This window comes from Kangiella marina, assembly GCF_039541235.1.
GTDB classification, from domain to species: Bacteria; Pseudomonadota; Gammaproteobacteria; order Enterobacterales; family Kangiellaceae; genus Kangiella; species Kangiella marina.
The window spans coordinates 636,559-660,902 of the sequence record NZ_BAABFV010000001.1; the positions used below are offsets into that span (position 1 = coordinate 636,559).

The following is a 24,344-nucleotide window of genomic DNA, read 5'->3' on the forward strand; positions in this document are numbered from 1 at the left end:
GCTTTTAAAAAGGAAAAGGTTTAGTTGCAGGATAATTTACCAATTAAGAGAAGCAACAGCGCTTAGCTTTAGTACCACTACCGCAAGGACACGCTTGATTACGGTTGATTTTCTGAGAGACTTTCGGCTTAAAATCACCGTCCGTATAAAACCATGAGCCATTGTCTAGGATGAAATTCGAAACCTCATGAAAAGTATGCAATTTATCTTTGTCGATAAAGCTTGCCTTAAACTCCACAGTCCCCGACGTGCCATGCTGGGAGCTAGCAATTACTTCTAAATGACACCAGCGAGTAGACTTAGCACTTGCCGTTAACTCTTCGGGACTAACGCTCCCTCTGAAGTCTTGATGATGAGTGTCGTAGATGTATTGCCCCAAACCGAAATAGTAAGCACTGTAACGTGACCGCATTAACTGCTCAGGCGTTGTAGCAACCTCTTTACCTTGATGCAAAGGCTGGCAGCACTCCTGATAGTCAAGGAGCGTGCCACTAACACTTTTACCGCAAGGACATAAGCTTCTCTGCATAATCAATTAGATCTCAACTGACAAATCATTCCACTCAGGATTGCTCGATTCTATAAGAGTAACTTTCCATTGCCTTCTCCAAGCCTTTAGTTGCTTTTCTCTTCGCAAACAATCATTAATATCATTGGATGATTCAAAATAAACTAACTTCTTTACTTGGTACTTTTTTGTAAACCCTTCGACCAGTCCTTTACGATGCTGGTAAGCACGCTTTACCAAGTTTCCGGTCACGCCTATATAAATAACCCCGCCTTTTTTAGAAGCCATAATATAAACGTAGTACTCCTTCACACAAAAACTTCCTTATCTTAATTTCAAGATCCTGAATCAAGTTCAGGATGACAGTAGTCGCTTCCTGCTAAGGGATGTCATCCTGACGAAAGTCAGGATCTTATTCCTTATAACTTCTACGCTTCCGGCAACTCACAATACCCAAACATACAACGCGCTTTAATGACTTCACGAATTTCTTCTGGTAACTGCTGCTCCCAGTCGCCCTGCCCCAGCGGGATTTTTGTCGCAATATGACGCGCTGAAATATGGAGGTTTTCATCATTCCAGTTTTCGATTGGCGCCAATAGTCGGTTATAGGTTAAATGTTTTAAAAGGTACTGAGCATTATCATCAACTTCAACGTTATCCAGCGTTATTAGCTTGTTATCGCGTCGGGTTGGATAGACGTAAACATTGGTATTGCCAGAGAATAACTTTCCCATTGCTTCCAAGATTCCGCCCTCGAGACCTTTGTAGTACTTCGCGTCAAACAGCTGGTCAAAGTCTAAAATGCTGAGAACAATACCGATCCGATTTTGCGTATAGCGACGCATCCATGAACGTAACCTAAAGAAACGGAGGTAATCTGAGATCAACACGTTATAACCCAGTTTATTGAGCAAGTCGACACGCGCTAAAAAGTCCGCATCCTCAGTTTCAACGTCGCTGTCCAATTCGGCCATGGTAATCTCAGCGACAGTACACACCTTGTCACTCTCTACGCCATCTTCCTCCAAGAACTGCTTCATCGCCGCCTCGGTCATATCGACATGGACTTTGGTGGGTGGCTTAAAAGAGCCCCGAATAACTAAGACGTCTTTCTTTCGGAGCAAGCTCATCGGCACTTCTGAGCTACCTTTTGCGTCGAACATGACAGCACGGCAACACCAAGAGCGAACCAAGTGCAGGTTCATCAGGCGGTTTTCGACATCACTAAACTGATGTCCTGAAAAGTGGATCAAATCAATTTCAATACGCTTCTGACCAAACGGATTGATCAAATTATCGAGTAACGACTCGATAAACACTTTAGGAGCCTGGTTATAGTTGAAAGCACCATAAACCACATTAACACCTAAAATGCCTAAGGCCTCAGATTGCTCACGATTGGTATCATCCAGCATGCGCACATGCATCAATATTTCGCTGGCTGGTGCGCCAGGCTCAAGCTGTAGACGAATACCAATCCAACCATGGCACTCATTTTTCTGACTGTAGCTTTTAGCAGTTACCGTCGCCGCGTAGCTGAAATACAATGTTTCTTGCGAGCGCACCGCGTCTAAACGCTTACGCAATAAATCATACTCATAATCCAGCATCTGCTCTAAGCGCTCACGACTCACATAACGCCCCGCTTTGCCGTAAATATCATCGCTCACCTGCATGTCGTAAGCGGACATGGTTTTGGCTACGGTACCAGCAGCCGCGCCCGCAGAGAAGAATTGCCGAGCGACTTCTTGGCCTGCGCCAATTTCTACGAATGTCCCGTACTGCTGGTCATTTAAATTAACCGCTAAAGCTTTCTGCTCTGTTGTTAGGTTTTTGTCGTGCTCTATCATTCTTTGTCCGGATTGACTTTAAAGTGCTGCATTAACTCTTTAATGAATTGTGCCATAGTTTGCGTCATTAAGACAAAGTCGGCATCCAGTCGTGCCAGCTTGTCCTGAGAATCAATATCATCATTCTCTTTCACTAGCTCATCCTCAAACTTGAGGCTTTTGAGCAGCAAGTCGCTAGTCAGTACAGCGCTAAATTCATCGGCACGTCGAAGGCCCATTTTTTGCACCCAGAAACCATCTTCTATTAACTCTTTGACCAGCTCTAAATCTTGCTCACCTTTAATCTTTACCACTCGGTCATCTTTAGGATCTTGAAGGTCAAACTGCCCTGTTAACTCAAGGTCGTCCGGTAACTCGCCCAGTACCCACTGGTTCATGATAGCTCCTGGACTTTCTTCGCCCATAAGACGCACGGCACCGAGCGAGCCTAGCGATTCAATTAGTAGCTCAACAAAGGCATCAGCCGCACTCGCGCTACTGGCATTAACCACCAGTAACTCATGGCGCGTATCAATATAACCTTGAGTATGACTCGACTTTGTAAGTGCCTTAGGCTTAAGTAAACTCAAGATATCATCTTTGAGGTTTGCTTTTTCTTTACCGTAAACTTTTCGGCCTTCAGCGTCTTCAATCTGGCTTACTCGATCTTCAAGCGACTCTTTGACCATACTTGCTGGAATGACCTTTTGTTCTTTACGCATAGAGAGCAGAAAAGCTCCATTAGCCGCATACACCAGCCCTTCATAGCCACGTCCTAACGGCGAAACCCAACCAAAAGCATCAGTCTCTTGACGCCCTATATCTTTAAACGACTGATTTTTAAGAAGTTCCTCTAAAGATTCTGGAGAATGCTCAAATTCTGAGCTGAGGTAATAGATAAAACAGTTTTTAAACCACATAAGACTAAGCCACCATCAATTAGACTGCGTATTATGCCAAAACCCGCAGTTGATACTAGCCATCTTTGACCCTTTTTCGATTAATTTCCAAGAATCCACGTGAGTCAGGTTTAAAATTGATAAATCACCCCCATTAGAGCTTCTTAGACACCTTTGATGGAGACACTATGTCAACGACAGACTTTTCAACAACAGAAGCTAAAGCTTCATACGGTATCGGCCTCCAAATGGGCCAGCAAGTAAGCGGAGCCTTCCCAGGCGTTACGATTGATGCCGTTATCGCTGGTATCCAAGACGCCTTTTCAGGCAACGAATCCCAAGTTTCTAACGAAGACTTAAATGCAGCTTTCCAAGAAATTCAGAAAGTTGTTGAAGAAGAAAACGCCAAAAAAGCGAAAGAGTTCGCTGCTGAAGGCGAAGCTTTCTTAGCTGAAAATGCTAAACGCGACGAAGTTACTGTGCTGGATAGCGGTTTACAATACGAAGTGATCACAGAAGGTTCTGGTGACGTTCCTACCGCGGAATCAACCGTCAAAACTCACTATGCAGGTACTTTGGTCAATGGCCAAGAGTTCGATAGCTCTTATAAGCGCGGCGAACCAGCAGAGTTCCCTGTTGGTGGCGTTATTCCAGGCTGGACAGAAGCACTACAGAAAATGCCGGTCGGTTCAAAGTGGAAGTTATACGTTCCTTATAACCTCGCCTACGGTGAACGTGGTGCGGGCGGCGCAATTGGCCCATACCAGGCGCTAGTATTTGAAATCGAATTATTAGATATTGTTGCCTAATAACTCTGTTTCGAGCATTAAAAAAGGTGAGCTAAGGCTCACCTTTTTTTAGACTAGCGGTATTAACGACATCGAGCAGGTCTGTGTTTTTCATCAACGGTACCGCCCGTACAATCCCAATAAGTAATATGGCCATCTTCAAATACTGGAACATACACAATCGTTTGTGGACCATAGCCTAACCGTTGATTTCTGAAGAATACCGTCATCACACCATCATTAACCACGATCTTCTCAATCGCCGAGTTGCCATACTCTTCCGCGGCTTGAATGTTCTCATAGCCGTTATCCAAGTCTTCAACATCAGCACCAAGCATTAACGCTTCCGTAATCTGTACTTTCACCGCTTCAGCAGCATACATTCCCGCTGACGTCTCAGCTCTAATCGTATAATCTTGATAAGCAGGAATAGCAACAGCAGCCAAAATACCGATCACTGCGACAGAGCTGGTCGAACCCAATCCAAGGAATAAATCAGTACCGCCATTCTCAAAAGTAAACTCAATGCCAAGAATGTCTTTATCCGAACGAATATTGAAACCTATCGCTCCTTTTTCTGGGAACCCTAACTCATCCGCTGTCGGCAGCGCCAGCAAATCGATATTTGCACCCGTTAGATCCGACAAAATGATCAGCAACTCGGCATAATAATGGTAACTGCTACGCGATAAGCCATCGACTGATGCAGTAAAGCCAATCAGGGTGCCTGTTGGGTCATAGCCCTGACTCTCTTCGAACCAGTTAGCAATACTGACATCCGCGCCACGCTTTTGTCTTTCCAACAATAACTGTGGCACTGAAGCGAATATTACTTGCTGACCTTCAATGATCCAGAAAATATTTTCTTGGTAGTTTGCCATCAAAGCTGGTGCAAAATTTGAACTTCCACCTGACTGAGCAGCAAATCCCTTTTTTCCACCAAGCGGCGCTAATGATAAGTGGTGAACAACCGTCGAGTTCTTCTGGTAAGTTTGGTACTCAACCTTTGCGGCATCTTGAGCTTGTGCTTTTTTTAGCAAAGCCTCGATGTTGCCCTTGTTATACGTCACCGCTGCAAAAGTGCCTACGGCATCACTGAACACGGTGACTTCAGGACCGAAAGTATTCAGTAGCGTTTCAAGGCTAAGGCCAAGTGCCTTTTCCATGTTGCTGTTGATCTCCTGCCAAGACTGTACGTCCTCAATACCGGCTGTATGTAACTTACTGACTAGCTTCTCAGTCTCCATAGCCGTTGGAATCGAAATCACAGAAGCCCACTTCGGCGTGCCTACAGACTTAACGGTCACCTTGTTCTCAACTGCTGGCAAATATCGCTCACCATCATCTGATGGCATGTCAAGAAGCAGCTTAAGACGTGTTTTACCGCCAGTAACGCCATAACCAAACGCTAGACCATTCGCTTTATCCACACCAAGCTCTTTCAACTTCTGAATTTGCTGAGGCTGCATTCCCATCTGCATAAACGGCATCGCATTCTTCGGGCTTGCCCAGACAAATAACCCTTGGTGACTCGCATCAATATCCTGTTCTAAGGTCAACATTTCATGCTTATCGTTCGGCTTAATAGTGGCCGCAGCATTTTCAAGACTGGTGATTGAGACACCCATACCACTGATCAGTAAAAAGCGTTGATTGCTGGCATCGTAGCTGTAATAGACCGCAGCGCCCGGGCCGAAGCCTATGACGCCTTTAGCAGCATCATCTTGTGGCATATGATTTGCATTTGGAATACCGCTTATCAGATTGACCAGAGCCTCATTAAAGCTTGTCTCATCTTGGTAATCTAAACGAGTACCCGTCAATATCACCGGTTGGCCATTTTGACTGACAAATGCCAGTTCTACCGGCCCAGTGGTGTGCTCAACATAAAATTCGGCCAAGCTTTTAGCCGGATCTTGCAGTTTGCTAATGATATTCTCTTGCAATCCCTGCTGTATTTGCTGAACGACTTTGACATGCTGTTCATTGCCAAGTGCATATTTGAAGCTGTCCTCTTTCGCCGAAAAGCCCGCCCAAAGGTTAGGCGCTCGCACATAAGCCACGGTATTTTGCGGTAAAGAACCGTATAACCAGGCACTGGTCGTTAAGCTTTCCACCTTAAAGCTTGGTTTAGCAACACTTTTCTTATCGCTGTCAGAACAGCCTGAAATGATCAGTCCCCACGCTAGCGCTGCAAACAGCACCTTCTTAATTGATACTTTATTCTTATTACTCGTATTCATGAAATCCTCTGCATTACTTTTGTCGATGTCCTTAAGGGAATTGCCTTATAAAATCACGAGCTAGTTTATTATCCTGAGCAGAATATCTCAATCAGATATGCTTTCATCTAAGCCTAAAATTCACATAACATTCAGTATCGTGCCGTAAACTAACACTTAGAAACAATAGAAATTTGCTTCTTGCCGGATTATTCCCTAACGTATTAACCACTTTTAACCAAGGCAGTGTATTTTGAAATCATCATTTAAAGTTGTTGTTATCGCGTTCTTTTTATTCATGTTACAAGGTTGTGGCTTTCAGTTCTGGTACAACCGTATTGCGTGGGTATCCACTTGGTATGCCGATGACTACGTCACTCTAAGCAGTGCCCAAGAGGAACGCATTGAGTCACTGGTTGAACAACATGCGTATTGGCACCGAACCACACAGTTACCCCGTTACAACCAATTCATTGATGATGTCATTGCCGATCTCAATAATAAAACCGTCGCGGAAAACTACGACAGCTATGGCGAACGCTTGCTTAGTTTTTACTACACGATTCTGGATAAAGTGCTTGATGATGCGGTCAATGAGCTGGCGCAATTAAATGACGAACAGGTTGATGAGTTAATGGACAATATCAACGCTTCTGCACAGAAAGAACGCCAAGAATTCTCCAAACAAACGTCAGAAGAGCGTCGAGAGAAGGCTATTGAAACCACTATTGAGTCATACCAAGAATGGTTTGATGACTTAAGCAGCGAGCAAGAAACATTGATCATAGAGTTAGTTAACAAGATACAGCCTACGACCGAACTCAGGCTGGACTATTTAAAAGAATGGCGTAATGCGTTCTCGCTTGCGCTAGCTGAACGCCAATCAGAGTCAGGCCAAAAAGCCTTGCGCAGCTTGTTACGTAACCCTCGCCAACTGCGATCTTCTGAACTCATTAAACTGTCTGATGCGAATGATGCCTTACGCAAAAAGATCCAGTTAACGCTATTTACGACTCTTTCAGACGAACAAGTTGAACACTTTATCGAATACCTTAACGAGTACCGCGAGGACTTTTCAGAGCTTGTACAAGACGCCGATTAAACGACGCCTTTGAGATAAACGTAGCCTAAGCTGATAGCAATAGCTAAACCAAAGCTGATCAAGGTTCCAATTAAGATATATTCGGTTAAACGGCGATCATGAGCTTCTTTCAGATCGCCAAACCTGAACACTGATTTAGCGGCCAATAAAAAGCCAACCCCTTCCCAATGTCCGGTCACAATAAACACAAAGATAAATAAGCGTTCCAAAAATCCAATGTAGCTTCCTGCGTTCGCCAGAGAATGATTGGTCTGTCCTGGATCGTCGATGTTGACCGGTGACCAGCGTGAAATTAAAACCTTAATAACAATCGACGACACTCTGGTGATTAACAGCAAGGTAATAGCGAGCAGCCATAACTGCTCGACCGCAATAGAAAATTCGTAAAGCTCAGGGAAGTAATACCCCACCACAGCCACGATAATCCCTACGTGTAACAACTGGTCCATGATAAACAAGCTACGACGGTTAAAGAATAACGACTGTTCTTGGCGGATATACCGATTACTGACCGACTTAAAACCATCAATCACATAGTGCGAAACGACTAACACCAACCACCCCAGCCAATATTGTGGAGCAAATGCAAACGCCATGGCGTAAAGCACAGCATGCACTAAAGAGTGCAACACAAGCTTATTTGAAACAAACGCTCGCTGCTCTTTATCCTTGATCCAAGACATCGGCTGAATCAAGAAATCTGCAACTAAATGCGCCATTAGTAGTTTTAATAATAATAAGGTCATTGTTTACTCTGTACGTTTACCATGATGACTTGATAGTGCAGCTAACCGCTCTTTTATTGCTGCACGATAATACTGCTCAGTTTCTTTAATTGCTTCAAAACCCGCTCGAGAAAGGCGCTCACTAACCCGGCTTTGTGGTATCGACAATAGCGTTGCAATCTCCTGCTGGGTCGCTTGCGGGTGCTGCAAACTTGCCATCACCACTTCTGCACGGGTTTCAGACCAATCATCCATAGTCAGCAAAGCTAATTTGAGGAATAGATTAAACGCTTTGTCCAAGTCTTGCCAGGGTGTTTTTATCGCAAGTGTCTGTTTTTTGAGCGAATCGAACTTTCGGCCAGAATATGCAAACGCCTCACCGTTAGATTGCAACACTTGCTCAGCTTCATGCTCTAAAGCACCCACCCCAATCGCGATACGAACATCAAGCTCTTTAAAACGCTTAATAGTCGCTTTTAACTTTAGCGATATCGATAAGGCATCACTAGGATCTTTAAGCAAAAGCTGGAAACTATCGCCACGATACACCTGCCACATTTTTGGATGATCACCGCACTCACCCAGTAACTCCTTGAGCGCAGATAACCAATCATTCGTCTGCTCATAACCTTGAGAATTAACAATATCACCAGTTATAACTGCTACTTGCGGCAGACCATTAATTATTGTTTCTGTCTTTTCACTCATCACAACGTCCTCACCCTCGACCGCTAGGCTTTGCTAGATCACCTATCACAGAAGATTGTCACCTCAAAAAACTAGCACCTCATAAAACTGGCACCTCAGGAGAACGCACCTGCAATTACGCGAAATAGCGTATAACTTATTTTATACGCCATAAAATGTATATTGTCAATATATACGCAATTATAAGTATATCAAGGTTCAAGACAATATCGATAGGGGTTAAAGTAAAAAAAGTCTATGAAGGCTGAAACAGAGAGGTTCAGCCAAAGAAGGGTACAAAGGATACGTCAGAGTAACTCTAATTCTTGTGAGTGAGCGTTGGGTAACCTTTAATCCTTTACTTTCATCTGCACACTCAAAACATCGCATGGAGCACCATGAAGCACACCGTTGGCGGTTGAGCCTAACAGCAGCTCCCAACCGTTTTGCCCGTGAGTGCCGATAGCAATTAGGTCACAACCCTGCTCGCCTGCAAATTTTTTGATGACGCGGGACGGCTTGCCGATTTCGATATGCTGCTTACTTTCTGAAATACCGAAGTGTTTACCGAGCGCTTCTAACCGCTTCATTTTAGCTTTCATAGCTTCCTGCTCCAGCTCTTCGGTATTGACCACCACGGCTCCAAATGGCGCTCCCGCCCATAACCCAGCGTCAATCGGCTCGGCCACATGCAGCAACTCTAAAACACCGCCTTGAGCCAAGACATTTTGAGCTTTCTTGATGACCTTTTTGCTTTCTTTGCGTAAATCGACCGCAACCACAATATGGTTATACAATGACATAATTAACTCCTTGTTAATAAAGTCTATGCATAAACTGTAGCACAGCAAATCGAGGAAATCTTGCTTTGAATCAAGCTTTTAAAGCAAGGAACAGACATAAAAAACGCCCAGTTAAGGGCGTTTAAAACCAGCGGTTATTCTACTTCGCAAAATCCTTCAGGGCCTGCCCCGTTAAACGATAGCCGAGCCACTCTTTTTGGGGCTTAGCCCCAATAGCGTCATAGAAGTTGATAGCCGGCTCATTCCAGTCAAGAACTGACCAGTCTAGGCGCTGACAGTCATTATCAACGGCAACTTTAGACAGGTGTTGCAGTAAACCTAAGCCGATGCGCTGGGCTCGAAAAGCAGGTTTCACGAACAGGTCTTCAAGATAAATACCGTGCTTGCCGAGAAATGTTGAATAGCTGTAGAAGTAAAGAGCAAAACCCGCGGCCTGCCCATCGGTTTCAGCGATTAAGCAGTGTGCTTTGGGTTGTGGCGCAAACACTGTTGATTCAATATCAGCAACCGTCGCAACCACTTGGTCTGACATTTTTTCATAGTCAGCCAACTCTTTAACAAACTCCAGGATAAGCGGCGCATCTTCACGCACCGCTTCCCGAATAACGAAGTTACTCATTAACTTTTATACTTCTTAAACTCGTTACTATACCATTCAAATTGGTTCGCCGTTTGCTCACCCACCGTGGTCATTTTGCTCACGATGTAAATGGTTACCATAGCAATGATAAAGCCAGGCAGTAACTCATAGAGTCCAAACAAGGCAATGTCCGTATTGTTACCGATGTAATCCCAGATCAATACCGAAGCACCACCGGCGATAATACCGGCCAACGCCCCTTGACGAGTCATATGCTTCCACAGCAATGACAGGATAATCACCGGACCAAAGGCCGCACCGAATCCAGCCCACGCTTGTCCAACAAGGTTAAGAACATTCTTGCTCTCGCCGAGCGCGACCCAGATACCAATACCAGCCACTAGAATCACCACAAAACGGTTCACCCAAACCAGCTCTTTTTCCGAAGCGTTTGGACGCATGTGAGGCTTATAGATATCTTCTGTTACTGAGCTTGAAACTGCCAGTAACTGCGAGTCAATGGTGCTCATTACGGCCGCCATAATAGCTGCCAGCAAGAAGCCTGCTAACCACGGGTTAAACAATGCTTGCGTTAATAATAAGAAGACTTTTTCGGCACCTGCTGACGTGTTTAAGGTTGCTACTTCTTCTTGAGTTAACAACTTATATTCACTCGCTGCGAAGTCACCACCGAAGTAAGCAATACCGGCGAAACCGACAAATACCGCACCGAGTACACAAACCGCCATCCACGTCATACCAATACGACGCGCTTGTGGCACTGTGTTGACGCTTTTAATCGCCATAAAGCGTGCCAAGATGTGAGGCTGACCAAAGTAGCCTAAGCCCCAAGCCATCAATGACAAGAAAGTAATCCACTTAAAGGCGTTATCAGCGTCAAACAAACCCGCTGTAAAGCTCGTTAAATGATCTTTGCCCATGGCTTCGCCAGCTTTTTGTACACCTTCAGTGATACCTGCCAGACCGTTGTACTCAACGAGTAATACGATTGGGGCAACCACTAGTGAAATCGCGATGATCAATCCTTGAAAAAAGTCTGTCCAGCTTACCGCTAGGAAACCACCAAGGAAGGTATAAGAAATAATAACGATTGTGCTGACTAATAGCGCGGTGTTGTAGTCGTAGCCAAAGCTTGACTCAAACAACTTACTACCGGCCACTAAGCCTGAACCGATGTAGTAACCATAAAAGACAATCATAACGACAACCGCAGCAATACGTAACCATTTACCACCATCGTGGAAACGGCCCGCGAAATAATCCGGTAAGGTTAACGCGTTGTCTGCAATCTCCGTGTAAGAACGAAGACGACCCGCAATAAACTTCCAGTTAATGTAAGCACCGATGATTAAGAATAGCGCTAGCCAAGACTCAGACAAGCCGGAGAAATAAATGGCTCCTGGGAGGCCCATCAGAATCCAACCGCTCATATCGGAAGCACCAGCACTCAAAGCTGTTACCGCGCCTCCAAGACCTCGTCCACCGAGCATGTAATCGCTAGAATCATTGGTTCTTTTATAAGCCCAAATACCGATGGCTAACATGAAAACAAGGTAAAGACCGAAAGCAATTTCGATCGGGCCAATGCTCATGCCCCAAAGTTCAAATAAAGCTGTACTACTAGAGTCCATACTACTCCTCTAATTTTAAGTTAGTTTGGCTCAGCAGCTCTTATATTGAGCGTATGTATAACGACCTATTCGGCAAAATATTGCTTAAGGTATTCTTCAAAGCTGAGACTGTCACTCTTCTCAATCACTTGCTGTTCAATGATCGACTTCTCAGCTTCTTTCGCAAACAAATCTTGTATTCGCGGCTCGACTGCTTGTGACAAAAACTGCTGCTGAGCTTTAGTTGAAAGCTCCATCGTGTAACCGAAATAGCCCTTACCACTACGCTTTATAGCGTCGTAGTAGAGTCCTGATAAGGTCTTTGATGGGTCGTTAGCCATCTCGATGGCTTCAGACAGTGCTTTCGTATAAGCACGCGTATGGTTACATTTATCGAGCAATACTGCAACCGGACGCATATCTTCAAAAATCTGCAAACTCGCCTCTTTTAGGGGTAAAGAGCGGTTATTTCGCAATAAATTCAAATCTGGCTTGCGCCCGTAATAAACCACGCGACGGAAGTTTTCATCATTTTCAGCATTCTCACGATCCGACTGGTTTTTACTTTCCTGCAATAAACAGAACAGCATAAAGATATCTAGGAAGTCGATTTGAGACTGACTGATCCCCAAAGGCTCAAACGGGTTTAGATCTAAAGAACGAACTTCGATGTACTGTACACCGCCTCGATTCAAGGCCTGCGTCGGACGTTCGCCACTATTGATAACGCGTTTTGGTCGAATCTTGGCGTAATACTCATTCTCAATCTGTAGCAAGTTAGTATTCAACTGACGATACTCACCATCAACTTCAACGCCCAGTTCTTGATAAAACTCATCAGGCGTTCGAATGGCGCGCTCTAACTCTGCCGTATATTCGTGTAAGTCATTGTGTCGTATTGAAAATTTGGCCTGAGCATTATTTTGGTAGCCTAAGTCACTCATGCGCAACGACGTCGAATAATCACCGTACATGGTGCCATCCGAGTCCTCGGTTAAGAAAGCACCGCCCCCACCCTTCATGAACGACTTACAAATCGCAGGCGAAGCCCCAAACAAATAGGGTAACAGCCAGCAATAACGCAGATAGTTACGAATTAAGCCGAGGTATTGATCAGAGATAAAGTCCTGCAACTCCGACGAGTCACCATGAAACGCCTGATAACTAGGCCAAAACTCATCAGGTAACGAAAAATTATAATGAACCCCAGCAATGGTCTGCATGTATCGGCCATAGCGATAACCCAAGCCACGACGATAAACATGCTTCATCATGCCCACATTTGACGAGCCATACTCCGCCAAGGGAACATCCTCCTCTCGGGTCATAATGCATGGCATACTCCCCACCCAAAGGACCTCTTCCCCCATGTGTTGGTAGATATATCGATGAATATCATCCAACCAGTGACGCGGCCCATCACGCTCATTGGTCACAGGTGTAATTAACTCAGGCAAAGCCTCAGAGTAATCGGTCGTAATGTATTGATTGGTTAAAGCAGAACCCCACTCTTTCGGGTGTGGTCTTGATGACAAATACCCATCAGGCGTGACTCGCAAACTCTCCTTCTCGATACCACGGTTGATCTTGGTCAAGGTTTCCGCAGCTTCACTCTCGATAAAGGATAAAGCAGCCCGGTTTAATTTAGGCTCAAACATATCTCACAGGCGGGATAGAAAATAGTTTGCTTACTATGCCACAGTGCTCGGCTATTTTGAAGATAAGTGTTTGTTATATAATGTATAGCGACTATGCATAGATTGGAATTGTCTATGGTTCGGTGGCATAATTCGGCATCGGACACATACTAATAACATGGAACCACAATGAAACTCCTACTCAAAGTAACTTTATTTATCGTCGTCTTGCTAGTGGTAATTCTTGGTCTACTGCAAATTGATGATGACTTGAAGCCGGAAACCAAAGCGTGGATGGAAAGAACACAAAACGTTGTAAACAAGGATAATGATGCCTATTTTTACTTCCTCGGTTTGATGGCTCCTGAGAAAGCAAATCCTATAGAGGTCGGTAAAGCAATCCACCAAAAAGCATTGGCGCAGCCTATTCCTCAAGTTACGGGTGAGCCTCAGTCAGAAAAGGATTACTTCAGTGTCTACCAAATTAATAATGGCCTAAAAGTACAACCCGATAGAATATGCAGAATATTTAACGCCACTTGTTTCCAAGAACTCGTAAATAATAAAGACAGCATTGACGAGATAATTCAAAACAACGCTACGTTACTACAGCGCTATCAAACATTCTTAGGCATGCCAGATTATCAACTCATGCACCCTATCGGTAATTGGCAAAGCATGCCCCGCTACCAACACTTGATTGAAGCCAATAATATCAGCCTAATAGCGCTATTAGCGGTTGAAGATGAAAATACCCTCAATCAGAAATACTCTCAGTTACTTAAACAGACGCGAGCAAAACTAGCTCAATCAGGCTCCCTGATAGAGAAAATGATTTATGTCGCGCTAGTAAATCATAATATTGAATTTTATAACCTACTACACATCAACAATATCACCGAAGCCCCTCAAAGCTTTACAAAACTATCCCCAGAGGAAAAAAGCTTAAAAAAGGTCATGGGGTACGAAACTTTGTCTGGCTCAGCGATGAGTAATCACTTTGAGTTTCCATGGTACTCACTTATTAATAAAGCTGTCATAAAGCAAAACATGATGCTTAACTACCGCTATGAGTTTGTTAGAAAATATAACGAGTTGAGTGTGCTTCCACCGCATCAACAACTTAAAGCTTACGATACAGAAAGGTATACGTCAGACGAGGTCAGTTTAATAAATAAGTACAGAAACTATTCGGGATGGATACTCAGTACAGTTGCTGACTCAGCTTATGACGACTATGTATTTAGAGTTTCTGATCTAGACGCGAAAATTGCAGTCCTCAATTGGCGTTTACAACAGCCCCATGATGCAGCCATTAATGAAGCGTACCTTGAGCAACACGATACAGCGAAACTAAATCCATACAAAACAGGCAGCTTCTTCATCAAAAAAGAACAATCAGACAAGCAAAAGCTTCTCTGCGTACCACTTGATATACATAGTGATCACAAAAACATAAGATGCGTACAACTATAAAAGGACAATACAGTGAGTAATAAAAACAAACCCTCTATGGCACAAACATTCATCGCCTTTATCTTTGCCTTCATTGGTTCAAAAGCCCTTTTCCACTTCATGGACTTCAACTACAGCTTATTCAAAGATCCTTTTGATATTGGAAAACTATTGATTGATATTGGAGTGTTTTTTGGCCTGTTCTTTATCGGCATGATGATTTATAACTTATTTTCAGCGAGAAAAGCATCATGAAAATTACCAAGAAGGCTTTAAGTATTGTTACATTTACTGTCATGTTGCCGTTTGCCGCTGAAGCAGCCACAGATTACAGACTGCTCATAAAAAGGGACCTAGAAAAACTCGTTGGGACATCCGAACTGTACACGGAGTTTGAAAAAAGCTCATGCGGGGATCTTTTGGATAAAGACTTCCCAAACCTAGTAAAGAAAATAAATACGTCAATCCAAGAAATAGAAACTGAAGTAAAGCCCCAATATCCAAAAATATGGCAAGAAGTCACCTCTGAAGATAGCAAAGCGAAGCAACAAGCTAAAAAGTGGGTATCACATAGAATAAAAAAAATTCCTGACCTAAGCAGCAACCAAGATTTTGGTTGCGGTGTGATTTTTGGTGAGCTACTCAGTTTTGGTTATCGCTTCGAAAGAGACCGCGTAAGCTTAATGATGCATATTCGCAATGCGTCAGAGAATCAATCAGAGCCAACGCCATAATGTTAACTTTATAAGATAGAATGGGTTAGGCTTGAGCCGTAACCCATCACGTATAAAGCAATAGAACCCATTCATTACAAGGAACTCTCATGGAAGCATTAATCAGTTTAATCATTGTAGTCATTCTACTTGTGTTACCACTAAAATTTGCCGCACAGTTTATCGGCGCCAAAAACACCGGCTTCTTTAACTGCCTCTTCGCCCTAATCGTCTCCGCCCTATTCCAGTATGGCGTATATCACTTTTTCCCAAGCTTAGACAACACCTACGGCTGGCTCGTCACCGTACCCGTCGCCGCCATTGCCTATATGCTTGTTCTAGGAACGACCTTCATAAAAGGCGTACTGATCGCCATCGTGCAGGTTATCTTAGCTGTGTTATTGACCGCTTTAGTCGCGAGTTTAATGGCGGGAGTATGATTAAATTATTTATCGTTTTCATATTGATAGTTTGCTCTCCTTTACTATATTCATCTGAAGATTGTTCTGTTGGGAAGCATTGTGAGCTAGAAGGAGTACTGGATTTACACTTTACTCCACCAGAATTTACAGCATCACTTACAGTCAGCAATGGCTGTATTCCCTTAGCTTTAGATCCTTCTTTTTATGAAAGACATAAGAAAATTAATGAGAAAAGGGTTGAGGTAAAAGGTATTACATATAAAGCACTCTCTGCTGAAAATCTTGTTACTTATGAACTACAAGGACGGCATGTTGGTACTTTATGTAATAGTGAAATTATACTGCTTGTTTCAGAAATCAACGTAATAAATGATTAAACGTAATTGGGGTAGCTAACTCCTACATAATAGCTAAGTACTATAAATGTTCATTTTCTTTGCATGCCCAAAGAAAACGAACCAAAAGAAAAGGCACCCCAGACGCTAGGTGCTTCGCACTCCCCCCGCTCAACAAAGTTACTCACGCGCCATCAAACTCGACATCCTGTCTCGTTTTGATTAAATTGGGCTATCCCTGCTCAATTTACGCTATAACTTTGCCTCACTCGGCTAGCTTTAGGGGGGGAATTGGAGCTAGCCTGACAATTAAGCAAACGTAGCCTCGAAAGAACGTTAGTGATTTCGAGGTTTTAAAATTAGACTTTTTAGATTCCCACCTTCGCCCGGAGGAAAGATATAGCTTTTGATACCGTTACTTAACGTAAAATCAGAATTTTTCTTTCTAGGCGCGGCGTATCAAGATTTTAAATGACGAGTTTACTAGTAGTAAATGAGTCACTTTAAAATCTTGATACAACAAAGCATAGGGAGAAAAAGGCGATTTTATCCTATGTGCTTACGGGCGTTGTAGAATATCCGCTGCCAAGCACCATCCTCTCTCCACTCATCCGGTCTCCACGAATTCTGCACCGTACGAGCGACACGCTCTGGGTGTGGCATCATGATGGTGACGCGGCCGTCAGTTGTAGTTAGGCCGGTAATACCGTGCGGTGAGCCGTTTGGATTGGCTGGGTAGGTGTCAGCGATATCGCCGTAGTTGTTGATGTAGCGAGCTGTGATTAAACCTGATTCGTTAACTTGCTGCGCGGCTTCGGCTGATGCGAATTGTGCACGACCTTCACCATGCGATACGGCGATTGGCAGGCGTGAACCTTCCATTCCTTGCGTAAATAACGATGGTGACTTTGCCACTTCGACCATGGCGAAGCGGGCTTCAAACTGCGCCGATTCGTTTTTGACGAAGTGTGGCCAGTGCTCAGCACCAGGAATTAATTCTTTTAAGTTCGACATCATCTGACAGCCGTTACAAATACCTAAGCTGAAGGTATCTTCGCGCTTAAAGAAGGCTTCGAACTCATCACGAGCACGGCTATTAAATAAAATCGACTTAGCCCAACCTTCACCAGCGCCGAGTACGTCACCGTAAGAGAAACCACCGCAAGCGACGGCTCCAACAAAATCTTTCAAGCTAACGCGTCCGCTTAAAATATCGCTCATGTGAACATCGATACATTCAAAACCAGCTTTGGTCATGGCCGCCGCCATTTCGAGGTGACTGTTTACACCCTGCTCACGCAAAATAGCGACGCGAGGTCGAACACCACCGTTAATAAAGCTTGCGGCAATGTTTTCGCTTACATCATAGGTCAGTTGTGGCTGAATACCGGGGTTGTCCAAATCAAGCTTTGATTGATACTCTTCTTCAGCACATTGTGGGTTATCACGTAGCTTCTGCATGTGATACGTCAGTTCCGACCAAATCGCGCGTAAATCTTTCATGTCGCGCGACATAATGTCTTGGTCATCCTTGGTCACGCTGAAGGTTTTGGTTTCTGCTGGCACGCCAATGAAATGGCTGAACGCATCAACACTGTGTTCTTTCAGTAAAGCTTCAACTTCTTCACGCTTAGAAGCTGGCACCTGTAATACGGCGCCTAACTCTTCATTGAATAAGATTTCTTCTGCTGTGCCGCTTAGCCCCGTTAAGTCTACGCTCACACCGCAATTACCGGCGAAGCCCATTTCAACTAACGTCGTTAATAGACCACCGTCTGAACGGTCATGGTAAGCACTGACTAAACCTGACTGATTTAGCCCCTGAACTGCATTGAAGAAATTGCGCAAATCATCGCTTGAGTTAACGTTTGCTGGCTCTGCGCCCAATAATTTATAAACCTGAGTAAAGGCGGTTGCGCCTAGACGGTTTTTACCACGACCTAGATCGATTAGTAGCAACTCGGTCTCGCCAATATCAGTTCGTAGTTGTGGCGTTAAACTTTTGCGCACGTCTGTGACCGGCGCAAAAGCCGTAATAATCAATGATAGTGGTGACGTAACACTTTTCTTTTTGCCGCCTTCTTCCCACACGGTTTTCATCGACATCGAATCTTTACCGACGGGAATGGTGATGCCTAATTCTGGGCAAAGCTCCATGCCAACCGCTTGTACTGCTTCATAAAGATTGGCATCTTCGCCCGGTGCACCCGCAGCAGCCATCCAGTTTGCAGAAAGACGGATCTTACGGATATCGTCAATTTTTGATGCCGCGATATTCGTCACCGCTTCACCAACCGCCATACGAGCTGCCGCAGCGCTGTCGAGCAATGCTGCTGGTGTGCGTTCGCCCATCGCCATCGATTCGCCGGTGTAGCTGTTGTGGGTCGACGTCGTTACAGCGCAATCACCAACCGGAACCTGCCAAGGACCCACCATCTGATCGCGCGACACCATACCGCCAACGGTACGGTCGCCAATCGTGATCAGGAACGTTTTATCGGCTACTGCTGGCAATGCCAAGATACGGTCAACGGCTTCGTTGATGTCATCAACTTGTGGTAAGTCCGTTGATGGTTTCGATAAGGTCTTAGCTTCACGGTGCATTTTTGGTGGCTTACCGAATAGGATATCCATCGGTAAATCGACCGGCTTATTTTCAAAATGTTCATCGGCAAGCTCTAAGTGCAACTCTTCTGTCGCCTCACCCACCACCGCAAACGGGCAACGTTCACGCGAACAAATTGCTTCAAAAGCTTCAACATTATCTGGGGAAACCGCCAAAACGTAACGTTCTTGGGCTTCGTTACACCAGATTTCGACTGGCGCCATGCCTTTTTCAGCATTCGGTACACGGCGTAATTCGAACTTACCACCGCGCTCACCATCATGCACCAGCTCAGGGATTGCGTTTGATAAGCCGCCCGCACCCACATCGTGAATAAACTCGATAGGATTACGCTCGCCCATCGACCAGCAGCGATCGATCACTTCCTGACAGCGACGCTCCATTTCTGGGTTGTCACGCTGAACAGAGGCGAAGTCTAAATCTTCCTGGCTTGAGCCAGAAGTCATTGATGAGGCTGCGCCACCACCAAGACCAATCAACATCGCTGGACCACCCAGTACGATAACTTTATAGCCTGGCTTAATTTCTTTTTTCTCAACGTGCTGCTCGCGAATATTGCCCATACCGCCGGCAATCATGATCGGCTTATGATAACCACGCACTTCAGTGCCGTATTCAAAAGTAAACTCTTCTTCAAAAGTACGGAAGTAACCGTTAACCGCTGGACGACCAAATTCGTTGTTAAAGCTGGCACCACCGATCGGCCCTTCTAGCATAATGTCCAGAGCCGTTACGATACGCTCAGGCTTACCAAAATCAGTTTCCCAAGGCTGTTCATAGCCTGGAACACGAAGGTTCGATACCGTAAAACCCGTTAAGCCCACTTTCGGCTTACCGCCGATACCGGTCGCGCCTTCGTCACGAATTTCACCGCCCGAGCCTGTCGAAGCGCCTGGGTAAGGCGAAATACAGGTTGGGTGGTTATGCGTTTCAACTTTACACAACACATGAACTGGCTCTAAGTGATACTCATATTCATTAGTTTCAGCGTTAGAGAAGAAACGATGCGCGCTAAAACCTTCAAATACTGCCGCGTTATCTTTATAAGCCGACAAGACGCCTTCAGAATTATTGGCGTAGGTGTTTTTGATCATCTTGAACAAGGATAAGTCTTTTTCGATACCATCAATGGTCCAAGATGCGTTGAATATTTTATGGCGGCAGTGCTCAGAGTTGGCCTGCGCAAACATCATTAGCTCAACGTCAACCGGGTTACGCCCCAGCTGTGTGAAACTGTCCACCAAGTAATCAATCTCGTCTTCAGCTAATGCTAAGCCAATTTCTACGTTAGCAATTTCTAAAGCTTCGCGGCCACCTTTTAGGATATCCACCGTTGAATAAGGCTTTGGGCTTTCTTGAACAAACAGTTGCTCAGCTTCTTGGTGTTGACTTAATACCACCTGAGTCATGCGATCATGCACTAGCGGCTTTAACTTTTCGGCCAGCTCGGCGTTTAGTGGCTCGCCCTCAGGGTTATTGAAGTAAACGGCAACGCCGCGCTCAATGCGGATAACCTTGTCTAAACCACAGTTTTGCGCAATGTTGGTCGCTTTCGATGACCAAGGTGAAATCGTTCCGGGACGAGGCACCACAATCATGCGATGGCCGCTATGCTCACTCGCAGCGCGGTCAGGACCATATTCCAATAAACGGTCTAGCACTTGTAACTCGTCTTCAGTCAGCTCGGCACTAGCGTGAACATAGTGTACAAACTCACCATAAACCTCAGCGATACGGGGCTCTATGGCACTCGCTTCTTCAAGTAGACGTTGTTTCTGGAATTGTGAATAGGCAGGATTTCCGCGTAGTATGAGCATAAACTTCTCGGCTTCTCTAAACTGTGTGAGGGGTGGATACCAATTAGTGCGCAAATTTTACTCCATCTAGGACTTTTTGATAAGTCATTGAGGAAATTTAAACGCTTAAATTTGCACTTTTTTGGTGTTTACCTTCATAATGCAGTTAGTTACTCATCAAGAATAATCTTTAATGATAACAAGCTTCTACAAAAAATTAGGCTTTCTGGCGCTCTTTCTTCTTACTATTGGCGGTCTGACATCTTGTGATTATAAGCAGGAATCACAGCTCGATCGCATTAAAGAACAGGGTTACATCAAGGTTTACAGCCGCATTTCACCGACCACCATGTCAGTCGGAGAACAAGGCTTTTCGGGCTTTGAATATGAATTGGTGAAACTGTTTGCCGAAGACTTAGGCGTTCGGCTGGAAATTGTGACTCACAATGACATCGCCAAAATTTTGAATGAAGTTGAGCAAGGAGAGGTCGATTTCGCTGCAGCGGGCTTAACCGTGACTCAACAGCGACAACAGCGCTTACGCTTTGGCCCTCCTTACCAGAATATCACCAGTAAGCTGGTTTACTTGAAAGGCACGGATCGACCGCGCGACTTTTCCCAAGTTGACGAGCAGTTAACCATTATCGCGAATAGTTCCCACTCGGAAGACTTGTACGAAGTCCAAAAAGACTACCCTGAACTAAGCTGGACAGAGCGTTCAGATTTAACCTCGCAAGACCTTATGGACATGGTGCTTTCTGGAGAAATCACATACACCATTGTTGACTCGAACGAGCTGGATTTAATGCGCCAAGTTCAACCCGAGTTAGCGGTCGCTTTCAGTGTTTCAGAGCCAGAGGAGCTCGCTTGGGCCTTCAATAAAAATGGTGATAATAGCTTATTTATCAAAGCGATAGAGTTTTTTAGCAAAATACGAGAAGACGGCACACTGTCTTACCTCGTCGAGCGTTACTACGGCCACCTATCTAAATTCGATTATGTAGGCAGTCGGGCATTTCACCGCGCTATCGAGAGCAAATTACCCGAGTTTAAGCCTTATTTTTACGAGGCCGCAGGCGATGATTTGGATTGGCGTTTCTTGGCTGCCATGGGCTATCAGGAGTCACACTGGGAGCCTCATGCGCGTTCACCTACCGGGGTTCGCGGCTTAATGATGTTAACACTAGACACTTCAAGACAGCTAGGCATCGAAAATCGATTGGATCCTGAGCAGAGCATTATGGGTGGCGCTGAATACTTCAGGTTGATGAAAGATAAGATTCCTGAGCGAATCAGCGATCCCGATCGTACTTGGTTCGCCTTAGCGGGCTATAACGTTGGCTTTGGTCACCTTGAGGATGCACGCCGTCTGGCGCAACATGCCGGAGAAAACCCAGACAAGTGGTTGGTGGTTAAAAAGTTCTTACCGTTATTGAGACAAAAGAAATGGTACTCCAGAACACGTTTTGGCTATGCCCGTGGTGATGAGCCGGTTAAGTACGTCAATAATATTCGCCGCTATTACCAAGTGTTGAAAAAAGTTGAACCGCCAAAATCCGGTAATATTGAGCTAGAGCAAGAAGCCAATGACGACGATATCGAACCGGCAGAAAACATTATTGAAGAAGCTATGGATCAGCAAGGCGATGTTGAAGATGGCGTTGAAGATAATATTGAAAATAGTGAGGACACCGAACAATAATAAAGCGGCTCTGAGCTTTTAAGTTCAGAGCCTTAGTTGCTGCAGGGGTTAGACACCTCTCTAATTATTATCTCTCGGCGATACTCTCAATACTTCGGCAATGGTGGTTAAACCTTGTGCCACCTTATAAGCTCCGCTGACGCGCAACAAATTCATGCCTTGTTTTTGAGCTTGTTTACGTAGGTCTCGAATCTCCGCATCATCATGAACCAGGGTTTTGATTTCATCAGTGACACTCAATAACTCATAGATTCCTTGTCGTCCTTGATAGCCGGTATGACGACATTCATCGCAACCAACCGGCTCATAGGTAAATTCGGGCTTTTCTAATGTGCCATTCAGACTATCCCCCACCAGACTATCCCAAGCTTCAGAATTAACCTCTACACGACGCTTACAATGAGTACATAAGGTTCTAACCAAACGTTGCGCCATAACGCCAAGCATTGTGGCGTTCAATAAGTAAGGTTCGACTCCAACTTCAATCAATCGAGTCATTGCCGAGGGCGCATCATTGGTGTGCAGTGTGGATATCACTAAATGGCCAGTCAAAGCAGCCTGTACTGCCATCTGTGCCGTTTCTTTGTCACGGATCTCACCAATCATAATGATATCGGGATCTTGTCGTAACAAAGCCTTAACACCAGCCGCAAAGTCTAAATTAATATCATGATGAACCTGCATTTGATTCAACTTTGGATCGACCATTTCTATCGGATCTTCAATCGTACAGACGTTGACTTCCGAAGTCGCTAGTAGCTTCAACGAGGTGTAGAGCGTGGTGGTTTTACCCGATCCTGTCGGTCCTGTTAGCAATACAATGCCTGTGGACTGACCGATCATTTCGCGCCACGTATGCTCAGTGTCGGGCTCTAGCCCTAGCTCTGAAAATTCACGTGTCAGAACCGTTGGGTCAAAAATACGTCCGACAAACTTTTCACCAAATGCTGTTGGTAATGTCGAAAGTCGCAGCTCAATTTCTTGTCCATTTGGCGCTCGGGTCTTCACACGCCCATCCAACGGCTTACGACGCTCAGCCAAATCCATCCGTCCGAGTATCTTTAAACGCGAAATAACAGCATGAGTAATCGATATTGGTAGTTCATACACATCGTGCAAGACCCCGTCAATTCTAAAACGAATTTTACCAACCTCTCGACGTGGCTCGATATGAATATCACTGGCGCGCTCTTTAAAAGCATACTGCAACAACCAGTCAACAATTTGTACGATGTGCTTATCGTTAGCGTCAGCTTCTTCACCACCTTTCAGCTCGATGAGCTGCTCTAGGTTCGTCACGCTAGTGTCATTCTGCAGCTTAGTGCCTTTAGCGCCAGCAACCGATGCAGACAGTTGATAAAATTCTTTTTGATAGCGTTTGATCGAGGCTGGGTTTGCGAAAACAGGAATAATGTCTTTGCTAACCACCTGACCTAAGCTTTCCTTCCAGCTTAAGTCGTCTGGGTTCATCACCGCCACTTTAACCGTGTCTTCGTGCTCATTGACCTCGACCGCCAGAATATTATGGCGCTGCGCATAAGCATAGGACATCACCTGGGTAATGGCATCGACGTGAACTTTTAGCGGATCGATTCGGTAGTAAGGCAACTTATACAGCCCTGCTAAAAAGCGCGTCAGCACTTCCTCGTCTATAATTTTTTGATGATGGTCATGCCTTGTCAGAGACAGATCTGCAACTTGCTCGATAGGGTGAAGCTTTGGATCTACTTGCCTGAGATGAATTTTGGCAGCATCAAACTGCTCTTGCGAGATCCAATCAGCCTGTAGCAAAAGTTTTAGAATATGGAACGTTGATAATGGCGATGTCATCGAATTGTTTTTCCTTTGATCCGTACCTCCAGATTAAAGCATATTGCCTTA

The 24,344-nt window shown here is 44.8% G+C and carries 21 protein-coding genes; 8 read left to right on the forward strand and 13 right to left on the reverse strand.

Annotation, left to right across the window (positions count from 1 at the left end; all coding sequences use genetic code 11):
* Positions 1 to 43 precede the first annotated feature (43 nt).
* From ABD943_RS02715 to ABD943_RS02730, 4 genes are all read right to left on the reverse strand, one after another.
* Positions 44 to 529 carry a YchJ family protein gene (locus ABD943_RS02715; RefSeq protein ID WP_345291650.1) on the reverse strand — a complete coding sequence of 162 codons (486 nt, stop codon included), beginning with the start codon at positions 527 to 529 and terminating at the stop codon, positions 44 to 46.
* Positions 530 to 535: 6 nt separating this feature from the next.
* Positions 536 to 820, reverse strand: a complete 285-nt coding sequence (locus ABD943_RS02720; RefSeq protein WP_345291651.1) for a GIY-YIG nuclease family protein — start codon at positions 818 to 820, stop codon at positions 536 to 538.
* A gap of 116 nt (positions 821 to 936) precedes the next feature.
* Complete coding sequence (locus ABD943_RS02725) at positions 937 to 2,361, reverse strand: TonB-dependent receptor (protein WP_345291652.1); 1,425 nt, start codon at positions 2,359 to 2,361, stop codon at positions 937 to 939.
* Positions 2,358 to 3,260 (reverse strand): recombination-associated protein RdgC, encoded by a 903-nt coding sequence (locus ABD943_RS02730; protein ID WP_345291653.1) that lies wholly within the window; start codon positions 3,258 to 3,260, stop codon positions 2,358 to 2,360. The genes ABD943_RS02725 and ABD943_RS02730 overlap by 4 nt, the downstream gene beginning before the upstream one ends.
* Positions 3,261 to 3,427: 167 nt before the next feature.
* On the opposite strand from ABD943_RS02730, the gene bamJ reads away from it, so the two are divergent.
* Positions 3,428 to 4,048 carry a BamJ family beta-barrel-assembly machinery protein gene (gene bamJ / locus ABD943_RS02735; protein ID WP_345291654.1) on the forward strand — a complete coding sequence of 207 codons (621 nt, stop codon included), beginning with the start codon at positions 3,428 to 3,430 and terminating at the stop codon, positions 4,046 to 4,048.
* A 62-nt stretch (positions 4,049 to 4,110) separates the two neighbouring features.
* Here bamJ and ABD943_RS02740 read toward each other — a convergent pair whose 3' ends face one another.
* Positions 4,111 to 6,270, reverse strand: a complete 2,160-nt coding sequence (locus ABD943_RS02740) for a pilin (protein WP_345291655.1) — start codon at positions 6,268 to 6,270, stop codon at positions 4,111 to 4,113.
* A gap of 232 nt (positions 6,271 to 6,502) precedes the next feature.
* Here ABD943_RS02740 and ABD943_RS02745 point away from each other — a divergent pair, with 232 nt between their 5' ends.
* Positions 6,503 to 7,351, forward strand: coding sequence for a DUF6279 family lipoprotein (locus tag ABD943_RS02745; RefSeq protein ID WP_345291656.1), 849 nt, complete (start codon positions 6,503 to 6,505; stop codon positions 7,349 to 7,351).
* On the opposite strand, the gene ABD943_RS02750 is transcribed toward ABD943_RS02745, so the two are convergent.
* The 6 genes from ABD943_RS02750 to gshA all read right to left on the reverse strand — a co-directional run bounded on the left by ABD943_RS02750 (position 7,348) and on the right by gshA (position 13,435).
* Entirely contained in the window at positions 7,348 to 8,097 is a 750-nt protein-coding gene (locus tag ABD943_RS02750; RefSeq protein WP_345291657.1) for a DUF3307 domain-containing protein, read from the reverse strand. The genes ABD943_RS02745 and ABD943_RS02750 overlap by 4 nt on opposite strands.
* Before the next feature lie 3 nt (positions 8,098 to 8,100).
* A complete protein-coding gene (locus ABD943_RS02755) occupies positions 8,101 to 8,784 on the reverse strand; it encodes a SatD family protein (protein WP_345291658.1) in 684 nt (227 codons plus the stop codon).
* 329 nt (positions 8,785 to 9,113) lie between these two features.
* Positions 9,114 to 9,566: a universal stress protein gene (locus ABD943_RS02760; protein WP_345291659.1), complete on the reverse strand. Its 453-nt coding sequence runs from the start codon at positions 9,564 to 9,566 to the stop codon at positions 9,114 to 9,116.
* A gap of 139 nt (positions 9,567 to 9,705) precedes the next feature.
* The gene (locus tag ABD943_RS02765; protein ID WP_345291660.1) at positions 9,706 to 10,185 is read right to left on the reverse strand and encodes a GNAT family N-acetyltransferase; all 480 of its coding nucleotides are present in this window, start codon (positions 10,183 to 10,185) and stop codon (positions 9,706 to 9,708) included.
* The gene (gene putP, locus ABD943_RS02770; protein ID WP_345291661.1) at positions 10,185 to 11,798 is read right to left on the reverse strand and encodes a sodium/proline symporter PutP; all 1,614 of its coding nucleotides are present in this window, start codon (positions 11,796 to 11,798) and stop codon (positions 10,185 to 10,187) included. The genes ABD943_RS02765 and putP overlap by 1 nt, the downstream gene beginning before the upstream one ends.
* Before the next feature lie 65 nt (positions 11,799 to 11,863).
* A complete protein-coding gene (gene gshA / locus ABD943_RS02775; RefSeq protein WP_345291662.1) occupies positions 11,864 to 13,435 on the reverse strand; it encodes a glutamate--cysteine ligase in 1,572 nt (523 codons plus the stop codon).
* A 168-nt stretch (positions 13,436 to 13,603) separates the two neighbouring features.
* On the opposite strand from gshA, the gene ABD943_RS02780 reads away from it, so the two are divergent.
* From ABD943_RS02780 to ABD943_RS02800, 5 genes are all read left to right on the forward strand, one after another.
* Entirely contained in the window at positions 13,604 to 14,890 is a 1,287-nt protein-coding gene (locus tag ABD943_RS02780; RefSeq protein WP_345291663.1) for a hypothetical protein, read from the forward strand.
* 12 nt (positions 14,891 to 14,902) lie between these two features.
* Positions 14,903 to 15,124: a hypothetical protein gene (locus tag ABD943_RS02785; protein WP_345291664.1), complete on the forward strand. Its 222-nt coding sequence runs from the start codon at positions 14,903 to 14,905 to the stop codon at positions 15,122 to 15,124.
* Complete coding sequence (locus ABD943_RS02790; RefSeq protein WP_345291665.1) at positions 15,121 to 15,603, forward strand: hypothetical protein; 483 nt, start codon at positions 15,121 to 15,123, stop codon at positions 15,601 to 15,603. Before ABD943_RS02785 ends, ABD943_RS02790 begins: the two co-directional genes overlap by 4 nt.
* 89 nt (positions 15,604 to 15,692) lie before the next feature.
* Positions 15,693 to 16,022, forward strand: a complete 330-nt coding sequence (locus tag ABD943_RS02795; protein ID WP_345291666.1) for a hypothetical protein — start codon at positions 15,693 to 15,695, stop codon at positions 16,020 to 16,022.
* Positions 16,019 to 16,381, forward strand: a complete 363-nt coding sequence (locus ABD943_RS02800) for a hypothetical protein (protein ID WP_345291667.1) — start codon at positions 16,019 to 16,021, stop codon at positions 16,379 to 16,381. The genes ABD943_RS02795 and ABD943_RS02800 overlap by 4 nt, the downstream gene beginning before the upstream one ends.
* Positions 16,382 to 16,885: 504 nt before the next feature.
* Here the strand turns inward: ABD943_RS02800 and purL are convergent.
* Positions 16,886 to 20,782, reverse strand: a complete 3,897-nt coding sequence (gene purL, locus ABD943_RS02805) for a phosphoribosylformylglycinamidine synthase (protein ID WP_345291668.1) — start codon at positions 20,780 to 20,782, stop codon at positions 16,886 to 16,888.
* A 172-nt stretch (positions 20,783 to 20,954) separates the two neighbouring features.
* Here purL and mltF point away from each other — a divergent pair, with 172 nt between their 5' ends.
* Positions 20,955 to 22,463 carry a membrane-bound lytic murein transglycosylase MltF gene (gene mltF / locus ABD943_RS02810; protein WP_345291669.1) on the forward strand — a complete coding sequence of 503 codons (1,509 nt, stop codon included), beginning with the start codon at positions 20,955 to 20,957 and terminating at the stop codon, positions 22,461 to 22,463.
* A gap of 60 nt (positions 22,464 to 22,523) precedes the next feature.
* On the opposite strand, the gene tfpB is transcribed toward mltF, so the two are convergent.
* A complete protein-coding gene (gene tfpB / locus ABD943_RS02815) occupies positions 22,524 to 24,293 on the reverse strand; it encodes a type IV pilus assembly ATPase TfpB (protein ID WP_345291670.1) in 1,770 nt (589 codons plus the stop codon).
* Between the last annotated feature and the right edge of the window lie 51 nt (positions 24,294 to 24,344).

What these genes read in the sequence shown, in the direction of transcription:
- ABD943_RS02715 (WP_345291650.1), bottom strand. Translation starts at nt 529, where the DNA reads ATGCAGAGAAGCTTATGTCCTTGCGGTAAAAGTGTTAGTGGCACGCTC.
- ABD943_RS02725 (WP_345291652.1), bottom strand. Translation starts at nt 2,361, where the DNA reads ATGATAGAGCACGACAAAAACCTAACAACAGAGCAGAAAGCTTTAGCG.
- ABD943_RS02730 (WP_345291653.1), bottom strand. Translation starts at nt 3,260, where the DNA reads ATGTGGTTTAAAAACTGTTTTATCTATTACCTCAGCTCAGAATTTGAG.
- bamJ (WP_345291654.1), top strand. Translation starts at nt 3,428, where the DNA reads ATGTCAACGACAGACTTTTCAACAACAGAAGCTAAAGCTTCATACGGT.
- ABD943_RS02740 (WP_345291655.1), bottom strand. Translation starts at nt 6,270, where the DNA reads ATGAATACGAGTAATAAGAATAAAGTATCAATTAAGAAGGTGCTGTTT.
- ABD943_RS02750 (WP_345291657.1), bottom strand. Translation starts at nt 8,097, where the DNA reads ATGACCTTATTATTATTAAAACTACTAATGGCGCATTTAGTTGCAGAT.
- ABD943_RS02755 (WP_345291658.1), bottom strand. Translation starts at nt 8,784, where the DNA reads ATGAGTGAAAAGACAGAAACAATAATTAATGGTCTGCCGCAAGTAGCA.
- ABD943_RS02760 (WP_345291659.1), bottom strand. Translation starts at nt 9,566, where the DNA reads ATGTCATTGTATAACCATATTGTGGTTGCGGTCGATTTACGCAAAGAA.
- ABD943_RS02765 (WP_345291660.1), bottom strand. Translation starts at nt 10,185, where the DNA reads ATGAGTAACTTCGTTATTCGGGAAGCGGTGCGTGAAGATGCGCCGCTT.
- putP (WP_345291661.1), bottom strand. Translation starts at nt 11,798, where the DNA reads ATGGACTCTAGTAGTACAGCTTTATTTGAACTTTGGGGCATGAGCATT.
- gshA (WP_345291662.1), bottom strand. Translation starts at nt 13,435, where the DNA reads ATGTTTGAGCCTAAATTAAACCGGGCTGCTTTATCCTTTATCGAGAGT.
- ABD943_RS02780 (WP_345291663.1), top strand. Translation starts at nt 13,604, where the DNA reads ATGAAACTCCTACTCAAAGTAACTTTATTTATCGTCGTCTTGCTAGTG.
- ABD943_RS02790 (WP_345291665.1), top strand. Translation starts at nt 15,121, where the DNA reads ATGAAAATTACCAAGAAGGCTTTAAGTATTGTTACATTTACTGTCATG.
- ABD943_RS02795 (WP_345291666.1), top strand. Translation starts at nt 15,693, where the DNA reads ATGGAAGCATTAATCAGTTTAATCATTGTAGTCATTCTACTTGTGTTA.
- ABD943_RS02800 (WP_345291667.1), top strand. Translation starts at nt 16,019, where the DNA reads ATGATTAAATTATTTATCGTTTTCATATTGATAGTTTGCTCTCCTTTA.
- purL (WP_345291668.1), bottom strand. Translation starts at nt 20,782, where the DNA reads ATGCTCATACTACGCGGAAATCCTGCCTATTCACAATTCCAGAAACAA.
- mltF (WP_345291669.1), top strand. Translation starts at nt 20,955, where the DNA reads ATGATAACAAGCTTCTACAAAAAATTAGGCTTTCTGGCGCTCTTTCTT.
- tfpB (WP_345291670.1), bottom strand. Translation starts at nt 24,293, where the DNA reads ATGACATCGCCATTATCAACGTTCCATATTCTAAAACTTTTGCTACAG.